Annotated in this window: 16 protein-coding genes and 3 tRNA genes; 12 read left to right on the top strand and 7 right to left on the bottom strand. The window is 54.5% G+C overall.

Going from position 1 to position 23896, the window contains the following annotated elements; all coding sequences use genetic code 11:
* The first annotated feature begins 185 nt into the window (after positions 1 to 185).
* Together AP059_RS10480 and cysS are read left to right on the top strand one after the other, a co-directional pair.
* Complete coding sequence (locus AP059_RS10480) at positions 186 to 1883, top strand: glutamine--tRNA ligase/YqeY domain fusion protein (RefSeq protein WP_059763135.1); 1698 nt, start codon at positions 186 to 188, stop codon at positions 1881 to 1883.
* 21 nt (positions 1884 to 1904) lie between these two features.
* Positions 1905 to 3287 carry a cysteine--tRNA ligase gene (cysS, locus tag AP059_RS10475; RefSeq protein WP_059763134.1) on the top strand — a complete coding sequence of 461 codons (1383 nt, stop codon included), beginning with the start codon at positions 1905 to 1907 and terminating at the stop codon, positions 3285 to 3287.
* Between the two features lie 116 nt (positions 3288 to 3403).
* Here the strand turns inward: cysS and folD are convergent, their stop codons facing one another.
* Positions 3404 to 4258: a bifunctional methylenetetrahydrofolate dehydrogenase/methenyltetrahydrofolate cyclohydrolase FolD gene (folD, locus tag AP059_RS10470; protein ID WP_059763133.1), complete on the bottom strand. Its 855-nt coding sequence runs from the start codon at positions 4256 to 4258 to the stop codon at positions 3404 to 3406.
* 280 nt (positions 4259 to 4538) lie between these two features.
* Between folD and AP059_RS10465 the strand changes: the two genes are divergently transcribed.
* The 10 genes from AP059_RS10465 to AP059_RS10420 all read left to right on the top strand — a co-directional run bounded on the left by AP059_RS10465 (position 4539) and on the right by AP059_RS10420 (position 15265).
* Positions 4539 to 4615 (top strand) — tRNA-Arg (locus AP059_RS10465).
* A gap of 50 nt (positions 4616 to 4665) precedes the next feature.
* Positions 4666 to 4741, top strand: a tRNA-His gene (locus AP059_RS10460).
* 56 nt (positions 4742 to 4797) lie between these two features.
* Positions 4798 to 4882 (top strand) — tRNA-Leu (locus AP059_RS10455).
* A gap of 403 nt (positions 4883 to 5285) precedes the next feature.
* Positions 5286 to 6596 carry a trigger factor gene (gene tig / locus AP059_RS10450; RefSeq protein WP_059763132.1) on the top strand — a complete coding sequence of 437 codons (1311 nt, stop codon included), beginning with the start codon at positions 5286 to 5288 and terminating at the stop codon, positions 6594 to 6596.
* A 91-nt stretch (positions 6597 to 6687) separates the two neighbouring features.
* Positions 6688 to 7329: an ATP-dependent Clp endopeptidase proteolytic subunit ClpP gene (gene clpP / locus AP059_RS10445; RefSeq protein WP_047276599.1), complete on the top strand. Its 642-nt coding sequence runs from the start codon at positions 6688 to 6690 to the stop codon at positions 7327 to 7329.
* A gap of 106 nt (positions 7330 to 7435) precedes the next feature.
* On the top strand, positions 7436 to 8719 hold the full coding sequence (clpX, locus tag AP059_RS10440; protein WP_048379377.1) for an ATP-dependent Clp protease ATP-binding subunit ClpX: 1284 nt from the start codon (positions 7436 to 7438) through the stop codon (positions 8717 to 8719).
* 163 nt (positions 8720 to 8882) lie between these two features.
* Positions 8883 to 11279, top strand: a complete 2397-nt coding sequence (lon, locus tag AP059_RS10435) for an endopeptidase La (RefSeq protein WP_059763131.1) — start codon at positions 8883 to 8885, stop codon at positions 11277 to 11279.
* Positions 11280 to 11428: 149 nt separating this feature from the next.
* Positions 11429 to 11701: an HU family DNA-binding protein gene (locus tag AP059_RS10430; protein WP_003183171.1), complete on the top strand. Its 273-nt coding sequence runs from the start codon at positions 11429 to 11431 to the stop codon at positions 11699 to 11701.
* A 229-nt stretch (positions 11702 to 11930) separates the two neighbouring features.
* Positions 11931 to 13802 carry a SurA N-terminal domain-containing protein gene (locus AP059_RS10425; RefSeq protein WP_059763130.1) on the top strand — a complete coding sequence of 624 codons (1872 nt, stop codon included), beginning with the start codon at positions 11931 to 11933 and terminating at the stop codon, positions 13800 to 13802.
* Positions 13803 to 13993: 191 nt separating this feature from the next.
* Positions 13994 to 15265, top strand: coding sequence for an IS4 family transposase (locus AP059_RS10420; protein WP_120752333.1), 1272 nt, complete (start codon positions 13994 to 13996; stop codon positions 15263 to 15265).
* A 355-nt stretch (positions 15266 to 15620) separates the two neighbouring features.
* On the opposite strand, the gene fabI is transcribed toward AP059_RS10420, so the two are convergent.
* From fabI to AP059_RS10390, 6 genes are read right to left on the bottom strand one after another with little or no spacing between them, the layout of a single operon-like run.
* A complete protein-coding gene (fabI, locus tag AP059_RS10415) occupies positions 15621 to 16415 on the bottom strand; it encodes an enoyl-ACP reductase FabI (protein WP_003441378.1) in 795 nt (264 codons plus the stop codon).
* A 19-nt stretch (positions 16416 to 16434) separates the two neighbouring features.
* Positions 16435 to 18045, bottom strand: coding sequence for an ABC transporter ATP-binding protein (locus AP059_RS10410; RefSeq protein WP_059763129.1), 1611 nt, complete (start codon positions 18043 to 18045; stop codon positions 16435 to 16437).
* Between the two features lies 1 nt (position 18046).
* Entirely contained in the window at positions 18047 to 19066 is a 1020-nt protein-coding gene (locus AP059_RS10405) for an ABC transporter permease (protein ID WP_059763128.1), read from the bottom strand.
* A 1-nt stretch (position 19067) separates the two neighbouring features.
* Positions 19068 to 20141 carry a microcin C ABC transporter permease YejB gene (locus AP059_RS10400; RefSeq protein ID WP_059763127.1) on the bottom strand — a complete coding sequence of 358 codons (1074 nt, stop codon included), beginning with the start codon at positions 20139 to 20141 and terminating at the stop codon, positions 19068 to 19070.
* Positions 20142 to 21983, bottom strand: a complete 1842-nt coding sequence (locus AP059_RS10395) for an extracellular solute-binding protein (protein WP_059763126.1) — start codon at positions 21981 to 21983, stop codon at positions 20142 to 20144.
* Positions 21980 to 23809 (bottom strand): extracellular solute-binding protein, encoded by a 1830-nt coding sequence (locus AP059_RS10390; RefSeq protein WP_059763125.1) that lies wholly within the window; start codon positions 23807 to 23809, stop codon positions 21980 to 21982. Before AP059_RS10390 ends, AP059_RS10395 begins: the two co-directional genes overlap by 4 nt.
* Positions 23810 to 23896 lie beyond the last annotated feature (87 nt).

Below are 23896 nucleotides of genomic sequence, written 5' to 3'. Positions count from 1 at the left end.
GGCGGAGTTTAGCCTGCCCGCCCGGCATTTCGATGCTGTTTTTGCTATATGGGCATTAAAAGCAGGCATTTCAAGGCGCCTGATTGCGTGCCTGCTCTGTCAGTGACTTGACAGCATCGGCTATGATAGGCGCTTTGATTTAGTCGGCCGCCCCAGGCCGCGCACTCGTTATGTTCAAGGATCCTATGAGCAAGCCCACTGTCGACACCACTCTGAATTCAAAGGCTGGCCCTGCTGTCCCGGCCAATTTCCTGCGTCCAATCGTTCAGGCTGACCTTGACTCGGGTAAATGCAAACAGATCGTGACCCGCTTCCCGCCAGAACCCAACGGGTATCTGCACATCGGTCACGCCAAGTCCATTTGCGTGAACTTTGGGCTGGCTCAAGAGTTTGGCGGCGTCACGCACTTGCGTTTTGACGACACCAACCCGGCCAAAGAAGATCAGGAATACATCGACGCGATTGAAAGCGACGTGAAATGGCTGGGCTTTGAGTGGTCCGGCGAAGTGCGCTATGCCTCGCAGTATTTTGACCAATTGCATGAGTGGGCGGTTTACCTCATTAAAGAGGGCAAGGCTTATGTCTGCGACCTGACCCCCGAGCAAGCCAAGGAATACCGCGGCAGCCTGACCGAGCCGGGTAAAAACAGCCCGTTCCGTGAACGTAGCGTTGAGGAAAACCTCGACCTGTTCGCACGCATGAAAGCGGGCGAGTTCGAAGACGGCAAGCGCGTACTGCGCGCCAAAATCGACATGACCTCGCCCAACATGAACCTGCGTGATCCGATCCTGTATCGCATTCGCCATGCTCATCACCATCAAACCGGTGACAAGTGGTGCATCTACCCCAACTATGACTTCACTCATGGTCAGTCAGATGCGATCGAGGGCATCACTCACTCGATCTGCACCCTGGAATTTGAAGGGCATCGTCCGCTGTACGAATGGTTCCTCGACAACCTGCCGGTGCCGAGCAAGCCGCGTCAGTACGAATTTTCACGCCTGAACCTGAACTACACCATCACCAGCAAGCGCAAGCTCAAGCAATTGGTTGATGAAAAACACGTCAATGGCTGGGACGACCCGCGCATGTCCACGTTGTCGGGTTTCCGTCGCCGTGGTTATACGCCCAAGTCGATCCGCAACTTCTGTGACATGGTCGGCACCAACCGGTCTGACGGCGTGGTTGACTTTGGCATGCTGGAATTCAGCATCCGCGACGACCTGGACCACAGCGCGCCGCGCGCCATGTGCGTACTGCGCCCGTTGAAGGTCATCATCACCAACTACCCTGAAGACAAGGTTGAATCCCTTGAGCTGCCGTGCCACCCGAAAGAAGACATGGGTGTTCGCGTGTTGCCGTTCGCGCGTGAAATCTATATCGACCGTGACGACTTCATGGAAGAGCCGCCAAAAGGTTACAAGCGCCTGGAGCCAGCAGGCGAAGTGCGTTTGCGCGGCAGCTACGTGATTCGTGCCGACGAAGCCATCAAAGATGCCGATGGCAACATCGTTGAGCTGCATTGCTCATACGACCCTGAAACCCTGGGCAAGAACCCTGAAGGCCGGAAGGTCAAAGGCGTGGTGCATTGGGTGCCGGCAGCGGCCAGCGTGGAGTGTGAAGTGCGCTTGTATGATCGACTGTTCCGCTCTGCGAACCCTGAAAAGGCTGAAGATGGTGCGGGCTTCCTGGAAAACATCAATCCAGACTCGCTGCAGGTTTTAACCGGTTGTCGTGCAGAGCCTTCGTTGGGCAATGCACAGCCTGAAGACCGTTTCCAGTTTGAGCGCGAAGGTTATTTCTGCGCTGATATCAAGGATTCGAAGCCAGGTCGTCCGGTATTCAATCGCACTGTGACCTTGCGAGATTCGTGGGGCCAGTGAATCAGTTTTAAGGAAATCTTCGTGTTAACGATCTACAACACGCTCACCAAGAGCAAAGAAGTGTTCAAGCCTCTGGATGGCAACAACGTGCGTATGTACGTGTGCGGCATGACCGTATACGACTACTGCCACCTTGGTCACGGCCGCAGCATGGTTGCTTTTGACCTGGTGACCCGCTGGTTGCGTTTCAGTGGTTACGATTTGACCTATGTGCGCAACATCACCGACATCGACGACAAGATCATCAACCGTGCCCGTGAAAACGGCGAAACGTTTGAGGCGCTGACCGAGCGCATGATCGCGGCGATGCATGACGATGAAGCACGGCTCAACATCCGTAAACCGGACATGGAGCCGCGAGCCACCGATCACATTGCGGGCATGCACGCAATGATTCAGACCCTGATCGACAAAGGCTATGCCTACGCCCCGGGTAATGGTGACGTGTACTACCGCGTTGCCAAGTTCATGGGTTACGGCAAGCTGTCGCGCAAGAAGATCGAAGACTTGCGCATTGGCGCACGCATCGAGGTTGATGAATCCAAAGACGATCCGCTGGATTTCGTACTGTGGAAAGGCGTCAAGCCGGGCGAGCCGAGTTGGGAATCACCGTGGGGTCCGGGGCGTCCGGGCTGGCACATCGAGTGCTCGGTGATGTCGACATGCTGCTTGGGCGAGACATTCGATATTCATGGTGGCGGCAGTGACCTTGAGTTTCCGCACCATGAGAACGAAATTGCCCAGAGTGAGGCGGCGACAGGTAAAACCTACGCCAATGCCTGGATGCACTGCGGGATGATTCGCATCAATGGCGAAAAGATGTCCAAATCCTTGAACAACTTCTTCACCATTCGCGATGTGCTGGAGAAATATCACCCCGAAGTGGTGCGCTACCTCCTGGTGTCCAGCCACTACCGGAGTTCGATCAACTACTCCGAAGACAACCTTAAGGACGCGAAAGCGGCGCTTGAGCGCTTCTATCACGCACTTAAAGGCCTGCCAAACGCAGAGCCTGCGGGTGGGGAAGCGTTTGTCGAGCGGTTCACCCAAGTGATGAACGACGATTTCGGTACTCCGGAAGCGTGCGCCGTGCTGTTTGAAATGGTGCGCGAGATCAATCGCCTGCGTGAAACCGATCTGCACGCGGCTGCGGGTTTGGCTGCGCGTCTCAAGCAGTTGGCTGACGTGCTGGGTGTATTGCAGCTCGAAGCAGACGCGTTCTTGCAGGCTGGCGCGCAAGGCAAGGTGGATGCTGCTCAAGTGCACGCGTTGATCGAGGCGCGTTTGGCCGCTCGTGCGGCCAAAGAGTGGGCTGAGTCCGACCGCATTCGCGATCAATTGAGCGCAATGGGTGTGGTGCTTGAAGACGGAAAAGGCGGGACAACTTGGCGTCTGGCTGACTAGGTTGCTCGTGTTGTGAGCTAAAGCCCGCCCAGTGCGGGCTTTTGTTTGGGTGATCGTTTAGCTGCGCGCATGAAAACGGCACCCGAAGGTGCCGTTGGCAATGCCGTTTTAGACGCTTAGTCGTGCAGGGTTTCGGCTGCGTAGAGTGTGTTCTCCAGCAGGCAGGCACGGGTCATCGGGCCTACACCGCCTGGAACGGGTGTAATCCAGCCGGCGCGGGGCAGGGCGGTTTCGTACACAACATCGCCTACCAGCTTGCCATCGGCCTGACGATTGATACCCACGTCGATCACGATGGCGCCTTCTTTAATCCACTCACCTTTAACCAGACCCGGTTTGCCGGCGGCAACCACGACCAGATCGGCGCGGCCGACGTGGCCGGCCAGGTCTTTGGTGAAGCGGTGGGTGACCGTGACGGTGCAGCCTGCCAGTAGCAGCTCCATCGCCATCGGTCGGCCCACAATATTGGAGGCGCCTACAATGACGGCGTCCATCCCGTAGAGATCCTGACCGGTGCTTTCCAGCAAGGTCATGATGCCTTTAGGGGTGCAAGGACGCAGCAGAGGGATGCGTTGTGCAAGGCGGCCGACATTATAGGGGTGGAAACCGTCGACATCTTTGTCCGGGCGGATGCGTTCCAATAGCTTGGATGCATCCAGGTGCTCAGGTAATGGCAGTTGCAGCAGGATGCCATCGATGTTCGCGTCTTCATTAAGGCGGTCGATCAGATCGGTCAGTGCTTGCTGGGTGGTGTCGCAAGGCAGGTCATAGGCTTGTGAAAGAAAGCCTACCTCTTCGCAGTCTTTACGCTTGTGCGAAACATAAACCTGGGAGGCAGGATCACTGCCTACCAGAATCACTGCCAGACCAGGAGTGCGCAGGCCTTGCTCGTGACGCTCGGCGACACGTTTGGCAATCTGCTGGCGCAGGCTGGCGGCGATCGCTTTGCCGTCGATTAGTTGTGCAGTCATTACGCGTGATTAACCATCGAAAAGGGTGGAAAAAGGGCGTGCATTCTCGCATGCCGTGGCGTGAGGGCAAAGGCGCTTGGTCTGCTTATTCCCCTAACCCCTTTATATTTCTAAACTTTTTTCAAAAAAGAGTTGACGACTTCCCGACTCACCTATAACATTCGTCGCACTTGTCGGGCACAGCCTAGCACTGGTTAAGAAGGTAGAGCGAAGTTGATGTCTAGCTTGGTGATACTGAAAGCACTTAGTTTGTAGTCGTCACAGAATACAGATTAATAAGGCGCCCGTAGCTCAGCTGGATAGAGCATCCGCCTTCTAAGCGGATGGTCGCAGGTTCGAGTCCTGCCGGGTGCGCCATTAGGCAGCTTTGGCACAAGTAAGGCAACACAGGCAGCACAGGCAATATGGTGGGCGTAGCTCAGTTGGTAGAGCACGGGATTGTGACTCCCGTTGTCGAGGGTTCGATCCCCTTCGTCCACCCCATATTTAGAAAGACGCCAGATTAATAGTCTGGCGTCTTTGCTTCAAAAGTTTGAAATGCGGATGTGGTGGAATTGGTAGACACACTGGATTTAGGTTCCAGCGCCGCAAGGTGTGAGAGTTCGAGTCTCTCCGTCCGCACCAAATTTGGTAGTTCATCTACCAGCTGAAAAAAGGCGCAGCACCTGAAAAGGGCTGCGCTTTTTTCGTTCTGGCGATTTAATTTATCGGGTTCGTTATGCGTTCCTGGTTAGCTTTGTACGTGTTGCGTTAATGCGTGCAGCGCATCGTTCGTTTTTTGTAACGGTGTGCTCAGGTGTCTGCTGGGTGAGTGGGTGGCATCTGTTGAGCCTCTAAATTAGGGCTTGAGCGTAAAAAATGTGTACTGAGGTGGTAAGCAAATTATTGTTTGCACCTTATTAATGTGTCTGCTGTTTCTTTGCACGAATGCGGTAGGGTGACTTCTTGAGTTTGACCCACTAGAATGCATGCCCTTGATTATGGGGTCGGAAACGGCCGGCTAACGTCTGTGCAACGAGGAATATCCATGCAAGTTTCTGTTGAAAATACTTCCGCTCTTGAGCGTCGCATGACCATTGGCGTGCCAGCTGAGCGTATTGAGGCTGAAGTCAACAAGCGTCTGCAACAGACTGCCCAAAAGGCCAAGATCCCGGGCTTCCGTCCAGGCAAGGTGCCAATGAGCGTGATCCGTCAGCGTTACGAAGCTGATGCGCGTCAAGAAGCGCTGGGCAACATCATCCAGGCTTCTTTTTATGAAGCAGTGGTTGAGCAAAAGCTGAACCCGGCGGGCCAGCCATCCGTAGAACCTAAAGTGTTCGAAAAAGGCAAGGATCTGGAATACATCGCAACTTTCGAAGTTTTCCCGGAGTTCGAAGTCACGGGTCTGGACACCATCGCTGTTGAGCGCCTGAGCGCTGAAGTGGCTGATGCCGACCTGGACAAAATGCTGGACGTGCTGCGCAAGCAGAACACCCGCTTTGAAGTGACTGAGCGTGCTGCTCAGAACGAAGACCAACTGAATATCGATTTCGTTGGCAAGGTTGATGGTGAAGTATTCGCAGGCGGCTCAGCCAAGGGTACTCAGTTGGTACTGGGTTCGGGCCGCATGATTCCGGGCTTTGAAGATGGCCTGGTCGGCGCCAAAGCAGGCGAAGAGCGCGTTCTGACCCTGACATTCCCTGAGGACTACCAGAACCTGGACCTGGCAGGTAAAACTGCTGAGTTCACGGTGACTGTGAATACTGTTTCTGAGCCAAAACTGCCTGAATTGAACGAAGAATTCTTCGCTCAATTCGGTATTAAAGAGACAGGTATTGAAGGTTTCCGCGCCGAAGTTCGTAAGAACATGGAGCGTGAGCTGCGTCAGGCCATCAAGTCCAAGGTCAAAAATCAGGTAATGGAAGGCCTGCTGGCTGCCAACCCGATTGAAGTGCCAAAGGCTCTGCTGTCGAGCGAAGTAGACCGCCTGCGCGTTCAGGCAGTCCAGCAATTCGGCGGTAACATCAAGCCGGATCAACTGCCTGCTGAGCTGTTTGAAGAGCAAGCCAAGCGTCGCGTAGTGCTGGGCCTGATCGTGGCTGAAGTGGTTAAGCAGTTCGACCTCAAGCCTGATGAAGATCGCGTTCGCGAAATGATCCAGGAAATGGCTTCCGCCTATCAGGAGCCAGAGCAGGTTGTAGCTTGGTACTACAAAAACGACCAGCAATTGAACGAAGTTCGTTCGGTTGTGCTGGAAGAGCAAGTTGTGGATACTGTTCTGCAGAAGGCTAAGGTGACCGACAAGTCGGTCTCTTACGAAGAAGCTGTCAAGCCGGTGGAAGCTCCACAAGCCGACTGATTTCGGACTCGTTGGAAAACACTACCATAAGCCAGCCTCGCGCTGGCTTATGCGTATTCAAGACAGAACTATTTGGGAGTGACTGCAGGACATGTCCCGCAATTCTTATATGCAGCAGAACTCTGACATTCAAGCCGCTGGCGGCTTGGTCCCGATGGTTGTTGAGCAGTCCGCCCGTGGCGAGCGCGCCTATGACATCTATTCGCGCCTGTTGAAGGAGCGGATCATCTTCCTGGTAGGCCCTGTAGAAGATTACATGGCGAACCTGGTTGCGGCGCAGTTGCTCTTCCTTGAAGCCGAAAACCCGGACAAGGACATCCATCTTTACATCAACTCTCCTGGCGGCTCGGTAACTGCAGGTATGTCGATCTACGACACCATGCAGTTCATCAAGCCAGACGTGTCGACCATCTGCATTGGTCAAGCGTGCAGCATGGGTGCATTCCTGTTGGCTGGCGGCGCACCAGGCAAGCGTCACTGCTTGCCTAACTCGCGCATGATGATTCACCAGCCATTGGGCGGTTTCCAGGGCCAGGCGTCGGATATCGACATTCACGCCAAGGAAATCCTCAATATCCGTCATCGTTTGAACTCGCTGTTGGCGCATCACACGGGTCAAACACTCGAGACCATCGAGCGTGATACTGAGCGTGACAACTTCATGAGTGCCGAGCGTGCAGCCGAGTATGGCCTGATCGACTCAGTATTCAGCAAGCGTCAAATGCCCGCTTAAGCAGCGCAAATGTGGGTGGTTGGATTAACCGACCACCTGCGGACTTGAAAAAGCCCGCAGTTGCCTTCATCTTGTGTTGCAAGCCTATCGGATTTGGATCGATCGAATGACTGACACCCGCAACGGCGAGGACAACGGCAAATTGCTCTATTGCTCCTTCTGTGGCAAAAGCCAGCATGAAGTGCGCAAATTGATTGCCGGCCCCTCGGTCTTTATCTGCGACGAATGCGTCGACCTGTGCAATGACATCATCCGTGAGGAGGTGCAGGAAGCCCAGGCCGAGAGCAGCGCGCATAAATTACCATCGCCAAAAGAAATCAGCGGCATCCTTGATCAATACGTTATTGGTCAGGAACGTGCCAAAAAGGTTTTGGCTGTAGCGGTATACAACCACTACAAACGCCTCAACCAGCGTGACAAAAAGAACGACGATGTCGAGCTTGGCAAGAGCAACATCCTGCTTATTGGTCCTACCGGTTCGGGTAAAACCCTGCTGGCGGAAACCTTGGCTCGTCTGCTGAATGTGCCTTTCACAATTGCTGACGCAACCACGCTTACCGAAGCGGGTTATGTGGGTGAGGATGTCGAAAACATCATTCAGAAGCTGCTGCAGAAGTGCGATTACGATGTAGAAAAGGCCCAGATGGGCATCGTTTACATCGATGAAATCGACAAGATTTCGCGCAAGTCTGATAACCCTTCAATCACCCGTGACGTTTCCGGTGAAGGTGTACAGCAAGCCTTGTTGAAATTGATTGAAGGCACTGTTGCTTCCGTTCCGCCTCAGGGTGGCCGTAAGCACCCGCAGCAGGAGTTTTTGCAGGTTGATACCCGCAACATTCTCTTTATCTGTGGCGGTGCGTTCTCGGGTCTGGAGAAGGTTGTACAGGCTCGATCGACGCGTGGCGGTATCGGCTTCAGCGCCGAAGTACGCAGCAAGGAAGAGGGCAAGAAGGTTGGCGAATCCCTGCGTGAAGTCGAACCTGACGATTTGGTCAAGTTCGGTCTGATCCCTGAGTTTGTCGGGCGTCTTCCTGTTTTGGCGACGTTGGACGAACTGGATGAGGCTGCGTTGATGCAGATCCTCACTGAGCCGAAGAACGCCTTGACCAAGCAATACGGCAAGCTGTTCGAGATGGAAGGTGTCGATCTCGAGTTCCGTGCTGATGCTTTGAAAGCTGTGGCCAAGCGTGCGCTTGAGCGCAAGACAGGCGCTCGTGGTTTGCGTTCGATTCTTGAAGGCGTCTTGCTCGACACTATGTATGAAATCCCCTCGCAATCCGAGGTGAGTAAAGTGGTGATCGACGAAAGCGTTATAGAAGGCAAGTCCAAGCCGTTGTTGATTTATGAAAACAACGAAGCGACTGCCAAGGCTGCACCCGACGCGTAATTGTGTAGCTGTTTGTTACATGGTGCGTGTTAATGAAGGGGCCTTAGGGCCCCTTTGTTTTTCCTGCTCTTCAGCGCTTGTTTTTTTTAGAGACAGCCCCCATCTTGGCTTCAAGCTTACTTCCATCTGATTACGGCCTTATGGCCGCCGTAGAGGCGAAATCATGAAGACAACCATCGAATTGCCTCTCCTGCCGTTGCGTGATGTCGTTGTGTATCCGCACATGGTGATCCCACTGTTCGTGGGACGCGAGAAATCGATCGAGGCCCTTGAGGCAGCGATGACGGGCGACAAGCAGATCTTGCTGTTGGCTCAAAAAAACCCTGCTGACGACGATCCGAGTGCTGAATCACTTTATGGTGTGGGTACTATTGCCACCGTTTTGCAACTGCTTAAGCTGCCAGATGGCACCGTTAAGGTATTGGTTGAGGGTGAGCAGCGCGGTGCGGTCGAGAAATTTGGTCAGGCTGACGGGTATCTGAGTGCTGAAGTCTCTTTGATTGATGAGACCGCAGCGCCTGAGCGTGAGTCTGAAGTGTTTGTACGCAGCCTGCTTTCTCAATTTGAGCAGTATGTGCAGTTGGGCAAAAAGGTCCCGGCTGAGGTGTTGTCCTCGCTTAACAGCATTGATGAGCCAAGCCGCTTGGTCGATACGATGGCGGCCCACATGGCCCTCAAGATCGAGCAGAAGCAAGAAATTCTCGAAATCATCGATTTGCAAACCCGGGTTGAACACGTCCTGGCCCTGCTGGATGCCGAGATTGACCTGCTGCAAGTTGAAAAGCGTATTCGCGGTCGTGTCAAAAAGCAGATGGAGCGCAGCCAGCGTGAGTACTACCTGAATGAGCAGATGAAGGCTATTCAGAAAGAGCTGGGTGATGGTGACGAAGGTCACAATGAAATTGAAGAACTGAAAAAGCGCATCGATGCGGCAGGCCTGCCCAAAGATGCAATGACCAAGGCGCTGGCTGAGCTGAACAAGCTCAAGCAAATGTCTCCGATGTCGGCTGAAGCCACGGTTGTGCGGTCTTATATCGACTGGTTGGTTCAGGTGCCGTGGAAGGCGCAGAGCAAGGTTCGCCTTGACCTCAAGCGTGCTGAAGACATCCTGGATGCAGACCATTATGGCCTGGAGGAAGTCAAAGAGCGGATCCTTGAATACCTCGCCGTGCAAAAGCGCGTGAAGAAGATTCGTGGCCCGGTCCTGTGCCTGGTAGGGCCTCCGGGTGTGGGTAAAACGTCTCTTGCGGAGTCGATTGCTCACGCTACAAACCGAAAATTCGTGCGTATGGCCCTGGGTGGCGTGCGTGACGAAGCAGAAATTCGCGGTCACCGCCGTACCTACATCGGTTCGATGCCCGGTAGATTGATTCAAAAAATGACTAAGGTGGGTGTTCGCAACCCATTGTTCTTGCTCGACGAGATCGACAAGATGGGCAGTGACATGCGTGGCGACCCTGCGTCTGCATTGCTTGAAGTGCTCGATCCTGAGCAGAATCACAGCTTCAACGACCATTACCTGGAGGTCGACTACGACCTTTCCGACGTCATGTTCTTGTGTACCTCCAACTCGATGAATATTCCGCCCGCATTGCTGGACCGGATGGAGGTCATTCGTTTGCCGGGTTACACGGAAGACGAAAAAATCAACATCGCCGTCAAGTACCTCGCGCCCAAGCAAATTGAGGCCAACGGCCTGAAAAAAGGTGAGCTGGCATTTGATAACGAAGCTATTCGCGACATCATTCGTTACTACACGCGTGAAGCGGGCGTTCGAGGCCTTGAGCGTCAAATTGCCAAGATCTGCCGCAAGGCAGTGAAAGAGCATGTGATGGAGAAACGCTTCTGCGTCACGGTCACCGCTGATCTTCTTGAGCACTTTTTGGGTGTAAGAAAATTCAGCTATGGACTGGCCGAGCAGCAGGACCAGATTGGTCAAGTGACGGGTTTGGCCTGGACTCAGGTCGGTGGCGAATTGTTGACGATTGAAGCGGCGGTTGTGCCGGGTAAAGGGCAATTGATCAAGACGGGTTCGCTCGGTGACGTGATGATCGAGTCGATCACGGCGGCGCTGACGGTCGTTCGCAGTCGTGCCAAAAGCCTTGGTATCCCATTGGATTTCAACGAAAAACGTGATGTTCACATCCATATGCCAGAAGGGGCTACACCCAAGGATGGCCCGAGCGCGGGTGTTGGTATGTGCACGGCGTTGGTCTCCGCACTGACACTGATTCCGGTGCGCGCGGATGTCGCCATGACGGGTGAGATCACCCTGCGTGGTCAGGTATTGGCGATCGGTGGCCTGAAGGAAAAATTATTGGCTGCTCATCGGGGCGGGATTAAGACAGTCATTATTCCTGAAGAAAATGTCCGTGATCTGAAGGAAATTCCTGACAACATCAAACAGGATCTTCAAATCAAACCGGTTAAATGGATTGACGAGGTCCTGCAAATTGCGCTGCAATACGCGCCGGAGCCCTTACCGGATGTGGCTCCCGAGATTGTTGCCAAGGACGACAAGCGCGAGTCTGACTCTAAGGAAAGAATTAGCACGCATTAATACGGATTCGCCTGATGGGCTTTCTTGACGCTTTTTAGAGCCCTTGTTATAAAGCGGCTCTATAAGTGTCCGTAAGTGCTTCAGCAGTCGTTTTGCTTTTACCAAAAAAACTTTAGAAACATTCTCAGATAGATATAAGGGGACTTAGAGTGAACAAGTCGGAACTGATTGATGCTATCGCTGCATCTGCTGATATCCCGAAAGCTGCTGCTGGCCGTGCGCTGGACGCAGTGATCGAATCCGTCACTGGCGCTCTTAAGGCTGGCGACTCTGTGGTACTGGTTGGCTTTGGTACTTTCTCTGTGACCGATCGTCCTGCTCGTACGGGTCGTAACCCACAGACCGGTAAAACGCTGGAAATTCCTGCTGCTAAAAAACCTGGTTTCAAAGCCGGTAAAGCACTGAAAGAAGCGGTTAACTAAGTTTCTGTAATACCTTTTACCCAACCGGGTCAGGCGCACGCCAGGCTTGGCAGCGGAGCGGTAGTGCAGTCGATGTCAACATCGATCTGTTACGCCGGGGGTCGCGGGTTCGAGCCCGGTCCGCTCCGCCAGTTACGAGAAGGCGCATCCTCGGATGCGCCTTTCTTCTATCCGGACTCTACCCACGCTCCACGGTTGTTCATTAAGTAAGACCGTTTCTGGGGGAAGCATGCTGCAAAATATCAGGGACAATTCACAAGGCTGGATTGCCAAGACCATCATCGGTGTCATCGTCGCGTTAATGGCGTTGACCGGTTTCGATGCCATTTTTCAAGCCACCTCTACCAGCAAGGATGCCGCCAAGGTAAACGGTGAAGAGATCACTCAAACCGAGCTCAGCCAAGCTGTCGACATGCAACGTCGCCAGTTGATGCAGCAGCTAGGAAAAGATTTTGATGCCTCTTTGCTGGACGAGAAGATGCTGCGTGAAGCGGCCCTCAAAGGGTTGATTGACCGCAAGCTGTTGCTCCAGGGGGCTAATCAGGCCAAGTTCTCTTTCTCGGAAGCAGCCTTGGATCAGGTCATTTTGCAAACGCCTGAATTCCAGGCAGATGGCAAATTCAGCCCTGAGCGATTCGATCAAGTGATTCGTCAGCTGGGTTACGGCCGCCTGCAATTTCGCGACATGCTGGCTGAGGAAATGTTGATCGGTCAGTTGCGTGCCGGCTTGGCAGGCAGCGGTTTTGTAACCGATGAACAGGTCAACGCGTTCGCCCGTCTTGAAAAACAAACCCGTGATTTCGCTTCGTTGAACATCAAGGCCGATCCGGCTGCGGTGAAATTGACCGATGACGAAGTCAAGGCTTACTACGACGAGCACGCCAAAGAGTTCATGACCCCTGATCAGGTCGTTATCGACTACATCGAATTGAAGAAGTCAGCCTTTTTCGATCAGGTGGCGGTTAAGGACGAAGAGCTGCAAGCGTTGTATCAGAAAGAGATCGCCAATCTGGCCGAGCAGCGTCGTGCTGCGCACATCCTGATTGAGGTCAATGACAAAGTCAGCGATGAACAGGCCAAAGCCAAGATCGCTGAAATTCAGCAGCGCCTGGATAAAGGCGAAAGCTTTGAGGCGTTAGCCAAAGAGTTCTCTCAAGATCCGGGTTCGGCCGCCAATGGTGGTGATCTGGGCTTCGCCGGGCCGGGTGTTTACGATCCTGTCTTTGAAACAGCACTGTATGCGCTCAACAAAGATCAAGTGTCGCAGCCTGTGCGCACCAGCTTTGGTTATCACCTGATCAAGCTGTTAGGTGTCGAAGCGCCAGAAGTTCCAAGCTTTGCCAGTCTCAAAGACAAATTGACGCGTGATCTGAAGACTCAACAGGTTGAGCAGCGTTTTGTCGATGCCAGCAAGCAGCTAGAAGATTCGGCTTTCGAAGCATCTGATCTGGCCCAGCCGGCTCAAGAACTGAAACTTACAGTTCATACGTCTGCGCCATTTGGCCGTGAAGGGGGCGAGGGCGTTGCCGCCAATCGCGCTGTGGTTCAAGCCGCATTCAGCACCGAAGTCATGGATGAAGGTGCCAACAGCACCGCCATCGAGCTCGATCCTGAGACAGTTGTTGTGCTGCGCGTCAAAGAGCATCGCAAGCCAGAGCAGTTACCGCTGGACGCCGTTGCTTCAAGCATCCGTGCTCAGTTGGTTAAAGAGCACGCGAGTGCGGCGGCCAAAACCAAAGCTGAAGACATCATTAAAGGTCTGCGCGATGGCAAATTGCCGTTGAATCAGCCAATTGATGGTCAGTCATGGAAGGTTGAGGAAGCGGTGGCGCGTGGTCAGGACGGGATCGACCCGGCCGTGCTGCAAGCGGTGTTCCGTATGCCTAAGCCTGCCGCCAAGGACAAGCCGACGTTTGGCAGTGCGACCTTGGCCGATGGCAGTGTGGTTGTGTTGCGTTTGAACGGTGTCAACGATGCCGCCAAGCCGACTGAAGAGGAAAAAGCGTCTTATCGTCGCTTCCTCGCTTCGCGTGCAGGCCAGCAAGACTTTGCTGCGTATCGCAAGCAGTTGGAAAACGAAGCGAAGGTCGAGCGCTACTAAGCGTTGGATCCCGCGCTTCACTAAAAATGGCCGCTCAATGAGCGCAATGCTGTTCACTTAAGGATTGTTGACTAATCCTCGAGCAGCCGGAAAATCCGGAGTCTGATAAGGACTCCGGATTTTTTATGCCTGTTGCTCAGGATTTAAGTGCTGTTCTGGATTTTTCCGAGCGCCCGCTCTCGCGCCTTTAGGTGTTCGCCGATCACATTCCTGATGAGTGGATAGCCACAGCGGCTTCGCTCGCTGATAAAGCGACGATCCGTCGTCGTCGACTGCCTTCAGATATGGTGCTTTGGCTGGTAGTCGGGATGGCGCTTTTCAGAGGGGAGCCGGTCATTGAGGTCGCTCGCCGCTTGAATATCTGCGCTGATGGCCTTGCCAATGAAGTGCTTTTGGCCAAGAGCGGGTTGTCTCAAGCTCGCCAACGTCTGGGCAAGCAACCCGTAGAGTGGCTTTTCCAACAGTGTGCCAACGTCTGGGGATATGAACGTTATCCGCAAGACGACTGGCACGGCCTTCAAGTCTTTGCCGTTGATGGCGCCATATTTCGAACGCCGGAAACACCCGACTTGCGAGCGCATTTTGGCTCAGGAAATACCTCCTCCGATCGTCAAACGCCTTATCCAGTGCTACGTCTTGTAACTCTAATGAACGCTCGCTCGCACGTCATTGCCAACGCCGCCATCAGCCCTTATCGCAAGGGTGAAATTCCACTGGCCAAGGATTTTGTTGAAACCATTCCCAATGATTCGGTGACACTGCTGGATAAAGGTTTTTTCAGTGCGGACTTGTTGCTGAGCATCCAAAGTATTGAGAGAAACCGTCACTGGATGATCCCAGAGCGTAAGGGCGTAGTCCGTTCGCAGATTGAATGTTACGGCGATGGTGACTGCCTGGTGCAGATGAAAGTCTCGCCGCAGGCGCGCAAAAAGAACCCAAATTTACCTGAGCACTGGCAAGTGCGAGCCGTTACTTATCAGGTCGAGGGCAAGGAGAAAACAGTTTTCACCTCTCTGCCAGCGTCACGTTTTAGCGCTGAGCAGGTTGCTACCCTTTATCACGAACGATGGGAAATCGAGCTCGGCTTTCGGGATATTAAAAGCTCAATGCAGGGCAACTCTTTGACCCTTCGTAGCAAGACTGTGAATCTGGTGTATCAGGAGCTGTGGGGGCTGTTGCTGGCATATAACGTGGTGCGGCGGGAAGCGAGTCAGGCTGCGGTTACGCATAAACGAGCCCCTAGCGAGGTGAGCTTCAAGTTTGCCTGTCAGCACATTGCTAGTCATTTGGTAGTTATGGCGGGCGCCGTATCACCCTCACACACACCAAGACGTCTGGAAGAGCTTCGCGGCAGCATCGGTGTGCTCTTCATAACAAAACGCCCTAGGCCGGCGCGGCCCAGGGCGGTAAAGATGTCAAAAACCCGGTATCCCGTTAATCGCAATGCTGCTCCGCTTAAGTGAACAGCATTGCGCTCAATGAGCGGCCATTTTTTATGGCTGCGAAGACATGTAGGTGCTCTGAGCCGGCAGGCTAAGCCTGTAGCAGTTGACGAGTAATGCGAGGCTACGTCCACAGGCGTAGCGGTCGTAAAGGCATTCAGGTTGAGGTGTCAAGCGCCCCGCCGTCATCGGGTTTACGACTGCTTCGCAATCGAACCACCCATTCGGCAACGGCTACGCCAACACCCGCAATCCAATGGCCTGCGCGTGTCATACGCGGCGTTGTGATCAGTGCAAAATCCAATGTGTTCCCTGCAACGAAAAACGCCCGGCGCATCACTGCGCCGGGCGTTTTTAATGGAGCGCCAGCGAAGGTTTACTCCTCGAGGCTGCCCATTGCGGTGGTGTTGAAGCCGCCGTCTACATACATGATTTCGCCGCTGATGCCCGACGCCAAATCGGAGCACAAGAAGGCGCCAGCATTGCCGACTTCGTCGATGGTGACGTTACGACGCAGCGGCGTTTGCGCTTCGTTAGCCGCCAGCATTTTACGGAAGTTCTTGATGCCCGAAGCAGCCAAGGTGCGGATCGGACCGGCTGATACGCAGTTAACACGGGTGCCTTCCGGGCCCAGGCTACCCGCCAGGTAACGTACGCCCGCTTCAAGGCTGGCCTTTGCCATGCCCATCACGTTGTAGTTAGGCATAGTGCGCTCAGCGCCCAGGTAGGACAGGGTCAGCAGGCTGCCATTGCGGCCTTTCATCATCGGGCGACCGGCTTTGGCCAGGGCCACGAAGCTGTAGGCGCTGATGTCGTGAGCAATGCGGAAGCCCTCACGGGTGGTGGCGTCGGTGAAGTCGCCGTCCAGTTGGTCGCCCGGTGCGAAACCTACGGAGTGAACGATGCAGTCCAGGCCGTCCCACTTCTTGCTCAAGTCTTCGAAGACCTTGGCGATTTCTTCATCGCTGGCAACGTCACAAGGGAAGCACAGCTCAGGGTTGGAACCCCAACCTGCTGCGAACTCTTCAACGCGGCCTTTAAGCTTTTCGTTCTGATAAGTGAAAGCAAGTTCAGCGCCTTCACGGTGCATGGCGGCAGCAATGCCAGAAGCGATGGACAATTTGCTAGCGACACCGACGATCAGGACGCGCTTACCGGCGAGAAAACCCATGTGTTGTTCCTCTATCAGATTAATCGACAGCTACTGGTGCCAAAAAGGCAGCTTCCAGTAGCTGTTGTGTATATGCATGTTGCGGTGAGGCAAAAATACGTTGCGCATCACCTTGTTCGACCACTTGGCCTTGCTTGACCACCATCAATTGGTGGCTCAGCGCTTTGACTACCGCCAAATCATGGCTGATAAACAAATACGTCAGGTTGTACTTGGCTTGCAGCGAGCGCAAGAGTTCGACGACCTGGCGTTGTACGGTTCTGTCCAACGCAGAGGTTGGCTCGTCCAGCAGAATCAACGCTGGCTTTAACACTAATGCGCGGGCAATGGCGATTCTCTGCCGTTGTCCACCTGAAAACTCGTGAGGGTAACGGTGCCGGGTTTCCGGATCCAGACCTACTTCACGCAATGCTTCAATAATTGCTACTTCCTGCTCTTGCGCGGTGCCCATTTGGTGAATGCGCAACCCCTCACCCACAATCTCGCTGACGCTCATGCGTGGGCTGAGGCTGCCAAACGGGTCTTGAAACACCACCTGCATTTGCCGGCGTAACGGCCGGACTTCTTTTTGCGACAAGCAGTTTAGCTGTTTGTCTTCGAAACGAATCACGCCCTGGCTTGCAATCAGCCGCAAAATGGCCAGGCCCAAGGTCGATTTGCCTGATCCGCTTTCTCCCACAATGCCCAGCGTTTGACCGCGGGGCAGGCTGAAGTTAATGCCGTCGACCGCTTTTACGTAATCAACGGTTTTGCGCAACAGCCCTTTCTTGATCGGGAACCAGACTTTCAGGTTCTCGACTTCCAGCAATGGCGGGCCTGCAATGGTATCGGCCGGGCCGCCACGGGGTTCTGCACTGAGCAGTTCCCGGGTATAGGGATGCTGTGGCGAACGGAACAGCTGTTCACACGATGCTTGTTCGACGATGCAACCGCGCTGCATGACACATACTCTGTGCGCAATTCGTCGTACCAGGTTCAAATCGTGACTGATCAGTAACAGCGACATGCCCAGTCGTGCCTGCAAATCCTTGAGTAAATCGAGGATTTTGAGCTGCACGGTGACGTCCAGCGCCGTGGTGGGTTCGTCCGCAATCAGCAGCTCGGGTTCATTTGCCAGGGCCATGGCAATCATTACACGTTGTCTCTGACCGCCGGAGAGCTCGTGTGGCAAGGCTTTGAGGCGTTTGCGCGGCTCAGGGATGCCTACCAGATCCAGCAGCTCCAGCGTGCGCTCAGTGGCGGCCTTGCCTGACAGCCCTTTGTGGATGCCGAGCACTTCGTTGATTTGTTTTTCAATGCTGTGCAGGGGGTTGAGCGAGGTCATGGGTTCTTGAAAAATCATGGCAATTCGATTGCCGCGAATATGGCGCAGTTTTTTTTCGTCCAGGCTCAATAAGTCCTGCCCGGCATACTGAATGCTACCGCCGGGATGGCGAGCGATGGGGTAGGGCAGCAGTCTCAGGATGGAGTGGGCAGTGACTGACTTGCCTGATCCGCTTTCGCCTACAAGCGCCAGTGTTTCGCCACGCTTGATATCAAAGCTGATGTTTTGCACCACGCGTTGTGGCTGCTCACCGGCTACAAACTCCACGGAAAGATCGCGCACTTCTATCAGATTGTCCTGCGTCATCTCATTTCCTCGGGTCGAAAGCATCGCGAGCGGACTCACCGATAAACACCAACAAACTGAGCATGATTGCCAGCACCGCAAACGCGCTGATCCCCAGCCAGGGTGCTTGCAGGTTGGATTTGCCCTGTGCCACCAGTTCGCCCAGAGACGGCGCGCCCGGCGGCAGGCCGAAGCCTAAAAAGTCCAGTGCGGTCAGAGTGCCAATGGCACCGGTCAAAATGAACGGCATGAACGTCATGGTCGATACCATCGCATTGGGCAAAATATGCCGATACATGATGGCCATGTCTTGCATGCCCAAGGCTCGGGCGGCGCGTACGTATTCCAAGTTACGCCCGCGCAGGAATTCGGCCCGCACCACGTCAACCAGACTCATCCACGAAAACAACAGCATGATGCCCAACAGCCACCAGAAATTGGGTTGCACAAAACTGGCGAGAATAATCAGCAGGTACAAGACAGGTAAGCCCGACCAGATTTCCAGAAACCGCTGGCCTGCGAGGTCTACCCAGCCGCCATAGAACCCCTGAAGCGCCCCGGCAATCACGCCGATAATCGAACTCAAAATAGTCAGGGTCAGTGCAAACAGCACGGAGATGCGGAAGCCATAAATCACACGAGCCAACACATCCCGACCCTGATCGTCGGTGCCGAGCCAGTTTTCAGCGGATGGCGGTGCGGGGGCAGGGACTTTCAAGTCGTAGTTGATGCTCTGATAGCTATAGGGGATAGGTGGCCACAGCACCCAGGCATCTTTCTTGGCCAGCAGTTCGCGGATGTAGGGGCTTTTGTAGTTCGCTTCCAGTGGGAACTCGCCGCCAAAGTCCGTCTCGGGGTAGCGTTTGACGGCCGGGAAGTACAGTTCGCCGTCGTAGCTGATCACCAGCGGTTTGTCGTTGGCAATTAACTCGGCCCCCAGGCTTAGCCCGAAGAGCACCAAAAAGATCCACAGTGACCACCAGCCGCGTTTATTGGCTTTAAAGCGGGCGAAGCGTCGTCGATTGAGGGGCGATAACTTCATCTCAATGCTCCCTGCTTTCAAAGTCGATACGCGGATCCACCAGGGTGTATGACAAGTCGCCAATCAGTTTCACCAGCAGGCCTACCAGCGTGAAGATGAACAAGGTCCCAAAAACAACGGGGTAATCGCGGTTGATCGCCGCCTCAAAGCTCATAAGCCCCAACCCATCCAGCGAGAAAATCACCTCAACCAATAGCGAACCGGTGAAGAAAATGCCGATAAAGGCTGATGGAAATCCGGCAATGACCAGCAACATCGCGTTGCGAAACACATGGCCATACAGCACGCGATGATTGGTCAGTCCTTTGGCTTTGGCGGTCACCACGTATTGCTTGTTGATCTCATCCAAGAAACTGTTTTTGGTGAGTAAGGTCATCGTGGCGAAGTTGCCGATGACCAATGCCGTCACGGGTAAGGCCAGATGCCAGAAATAGTCGAGGATTTTGCCGCCCAGGCTCAATTCGTCGAAGTTGTTGGAGGTCAGCCCGCGTAGCGGGAACCAGTCCAGATAGCTGCCGCCGGCAAAGACCACGATCAATAAGATGGCAAACAGGAACGCCGGGATGGCATAGCCGATAATGATCGCCGAACTGGTCCACACGTCGAAATGACTGCCGTGTCGCGTAGCTTTGGCGATACCCAGCGGGATCGACACCAGGTACATGATCAAGGTGCTCCAGAGTCCAAGCGAGATGGAGACAGGCATTTTTTCCTTGATCAGGTCGATCACTTTGGCATCCCTGAAAAAACTCTCGCCGAAGTCCAGGTGGGCGTAATTTTTGATCATGATCCACAAGCGCTCGGGAGCGGGCTTGTCGAAGCCGTACATTTTTTCGATTTCCTGGATCAGCGCCGGGTCCAGTCCTTGGGCGCCACGGTAGTTGGAACCCGCGACCGAAACCTCAGAGCCGCCGCCTGCGATACGGCTGGTCGCCCCGTCGAAGCCTTCGAGTTTGGCAATCATTTGCTCCACCGGGCCACCCGGCGCGGCCTGGATGATGATGAAGTTAATCAACAAGATCCCGAACAGGGTCGGAATGATCAACAGCAGTCGCCTGAATATATACGCCAGCATCTAAGGCTCCAGGCTTTCGCTTGTGGGTTGGGTGGAGGTCACCGGCTCGACATCGGGTTTGACCCACCAGGTGTCTATTCCGATGTCATACAACGGGGTCACGGTGGGGTGGCCGATATGGTTGGAATACGCCACGCGCCAGGTTTTGATGTGCCAGTTGGGGATGACGTAAAAGCCCCATTGCAGCACGCGGTCCAGGGCGCGGGCATGAGTGATCAGGCTCTGGCGCGAATCGGCATTGATAAGACCTTCGGTGAGTTGGTCAATGGCAGGGTCTTTTAGCCCCATGAAGTTGCGGCTGCCGGGTTTTTCGGCACTTTGCGACTCCCAGTATTCGCGCTGCTCACTGCCGGGCGAACTGGACTGCGCAAAACTGCCAATAATCATGTCGAAGTCCCGTGAGCGCAGACGGTTCAAGTATTGCGAAACATCGACCCGGCGAATCTGCATGTCGATGCCCAAGTCGCTAAGGTTGCGTTTGAAGGGCAGCAGAATGCGCTCGAATTCGGTTTGCGCCACCAGAAACTCGATGCGCACCGGCTTGCCCTGAGCATCCACCATCTTGTCGTCAACAATGCGCCAGCCGGCGTCTTGCAGTAATTGATAAGCGCGACGCTGTTGGTCGCGAATCATGCCCGTGGCATTGGTGACGTCGGGTTTGAATACCTCGGTAAATGCCTTATCGGGAATTTGCCCGCGCAAAGGCTCCAGAATTGCCAGCTCTTCTTCAGTCGGCGGAGCGCTGGCGGCCATTTCCGAGTTTTCGAAATAACTGCTGGTGCGGGTATATGAACCGTTGAATAACTGCTTGTTGGTCCATTCGAAGTCGAATAGCAGGCTCAGCGCCTCGCGCACCCGGATGTCCTGGAACATGGGTCTGCGCAGATTAAAAATGAAGCCTTGCATGCCTGCGGGGTTGGCATTGCGAATTTCTTCTTTAATTAAACGGCCCTGTTTGACCGCCGGAACGTTATAAGCGCTGGCCCAATTTTTGGCGCTGATCTCAAACCAGTAGTCAAATTGGCCTGCCTTGAGCGCCTCGAATGCCACGTTGTTGTCGCGGAAATAATCGATGGTGATGGCGTCAAAGTTATACAGCCCCTTGTTGATGGGCAGGTCTTTGCCCCAGTAGTCCTTGTTGCGTTCGTAACGAATCGAGCGCCCCGGCTTGATGTCAGTGATGGTGTACGGGCCGCTGCCGACAGGTATTTCGAGGTTGCCCTTGCTGAAATCGCGGGTTTCCCACCAATGTTTTGGCAATACCGGCAATTGGCCGAGGATCAATGGCAGCTCGCGGTTATTGTTGTGTTTGAAGACGAACTTCACTTGCAACGGGTTTTCTTCGACAGCTTTTTCGACGTCGCTGTAATACCCCTTGAACAAGGGCGAGCCGTTTTTCATCAACGTATCAAAACTGAACACGACGTCTTCAGCGCGAATGGGATGACCATCATTGAACTTGGCTTGGGGCCGCAGATAAAAACGTACCCAGCTGTTATCGGGTGCCTTTTCAATTTTCTGCGCAATCAAGCCATATGCGGTGAAGGGTTCATCGAGGCTCTGGCGGGCCAGGGTGTCATACGTCAGGTCGATGCTGTCGGCCGGTACGCCTTTGTTGATAAACGGGTTCAGGCTGTCGAAAGTCCCCAGTGCGGATTTGCGAAATGTCCCGCCCTTTGGCGCATTCGGGTTCACATAATCAACGTGCTTGAAGTTGGCCGGGTATTTGGGTGGTTCGTCGTACAGGGTTAGCGCGTGCTGTGGCGCCGCGAGCGCCAGGCAACTGAGGCCGGCCAATAGCAGGCCACTGAGGGGCTTGAGCAATGTACGCAAAGGCATCATTGGGATTTCTCCGTAGGCTTTAGCCACCACGCACTCAGGCCCAAGTTGTAGGGCGGCGTAGTCACGAAGGCGAACCGGTTGCGGTACGCCAGGCGGTGATAGTTCAGATACCAGTTAGGAATGCTGTAGTACTGCCACAACAAGACGCGGTCCAGTGCCCGGCCAGCGGCCAGTTGTTCTTCGCGGGTTTGTGCAGCCAGCAGTTTTTCAAGTAATTGATCGACAACCGGGTTGGCCACCCCCGCATAGTTTTTACTGCCCTTGACGTTGGCCTGGCTGGAGTGGAAGTACTGCCACTGCTCAAGACCGGGGCTCAAGGTTTGGTCCAGGGTCATGAGGATCATGTCGAAATCGAACTGATCCAGGCGCTGCTTGTACTGTGCCCGGTCGACGGTACGCAGGCGTGCAGCAATGCCGATGCTCGCCAGGTTTTCCACGTACGGTTGCAGAATGCGCTCAAGGTTGGGGTTTACCAGCAATATTTCGAAGGTTAACGGTTTGCCGTCTGCATTGAGCAAGCGCTGGCCTGAGAGTTTCCAGCCGCTCTCAGCTAATAGACTCAGCGCACGGCGCAGGGTTTGGCGAGGGATGCCACGCCCCTCGGTCTGTGGCAGGCGAAAAGTCTGGGTAAACAATTCGGGCGGCAGTTGTGTGCGCCAGGGTGAAAGCATTAACCATTCGTGCCCCTGCGGGATACCGCTGGCCGAGAAATCACTGTTGGGGTAGAAGCTCGTTGCACGCTGGTAGGCCCCATTGAACAGCGCCCTGTTGGCCCACTCAAAATCAAACATCAAACCCATCGCTTCACGCACTTTGGTTTGATTGAAGGTGCTGCGGCGGCTGTTCATGAACAGCCCCTGGGTTTGAGTCGGGATGTGATGAGGGATTTGAGCTTTGATTACATCCCCCCGGCGCACGGCCGGGAAGTTATAGCCGTTGGCCCAGTTCTTGGCCTGATGCTCGATGTAGATGTCGAACTCTGCGGCCTTGAAGGCTTCGAACGCGACATCGCTGTCGCGATAAAACTCGACCTCAACCCGGTCGAAATTGTATTTGCCACGATTGACCGGCAGGTTGGCGCCCCACCAGTTCTTGACGTGTTCGAAGACCACTTGGCGGCCCGGCGTGACTTTGCTGATCCGATAAGGGCCACTGCCCAGCGGTGGTTCAAAGGTCGTGGCTTTGAAGTCGCGTTTGGCCCAGTAGTGCTCAGGCAGAACGGGCAGTTCACCGAGGCGCAGAATCAGCAGCGGGTTGCCAGAGCGCTTGAACACAAAACGTATGCGCTTGGGGCCTAAAATGTCCACCCGCTGCACTTCTTGCAAATGAGTACGGTACTGCGGGTGGCCTTCTTTGCGTAAGAGGTTGTAGGAGAACGCAACGTCGGAGGCCGTGATCGGAGTGCCATCGTGAAAGCGCGCCTCAGGCCGCAGGTTGAACACCACCCAACTGCGTGTCTCGTTGTACTCCACGGATTGCGCGATCAACCCGTAACTGGAGGTCGGCTCGTCGCCTGATGGTGCGTACTGGCCAGTGCCTGCCATCAGTGTTTCATTCAGCTCGTTGACCCCGTATTGCAGAAAGTTGGGGGTAGATACCGGGCTTGTACCTTTGAAGGTATAGGGGTTGAGCGTGTCAAAGGTGCCAAAGGCCATGACCTTGAGCGTCCCGCCTTTGGGCGCATCAGGGTTGACCCAATCGAAATGGGTGAACGTGGCCGGGTACTTGAGTGTGCCGAACTGCGCATAACCGTGGCTTTCGCTGAGGGTTGCGCGGGCAGGAAAGCTCAAGGCCAGGCAGATAAGTAGCGAAAGGAGGGGACGCATCACGTCAGAGACCCGATCCAGGCGTTGGGCTTAGGTTTGGTTACAGTAACAGCTTGTATCTGCGGGAAAAAGGCTGCGCTAGAAAGC

The sequence above is a fragment of the Pseudomonas sp. TAA207 genome, from assembly GCF_001529285.1.
GTDB classification, from domain to species: domain Bacteria; phylum Pseudomonadota; class Gammaproteobacteria; order Pseudomonadales; family Pseudomonadaceae; genus Aquipseudomonas; species Aquipseudomonas weihenstephanensis.
This window is presented reverse-complemented; position numbering and strand designations above follow the sequence as displayed.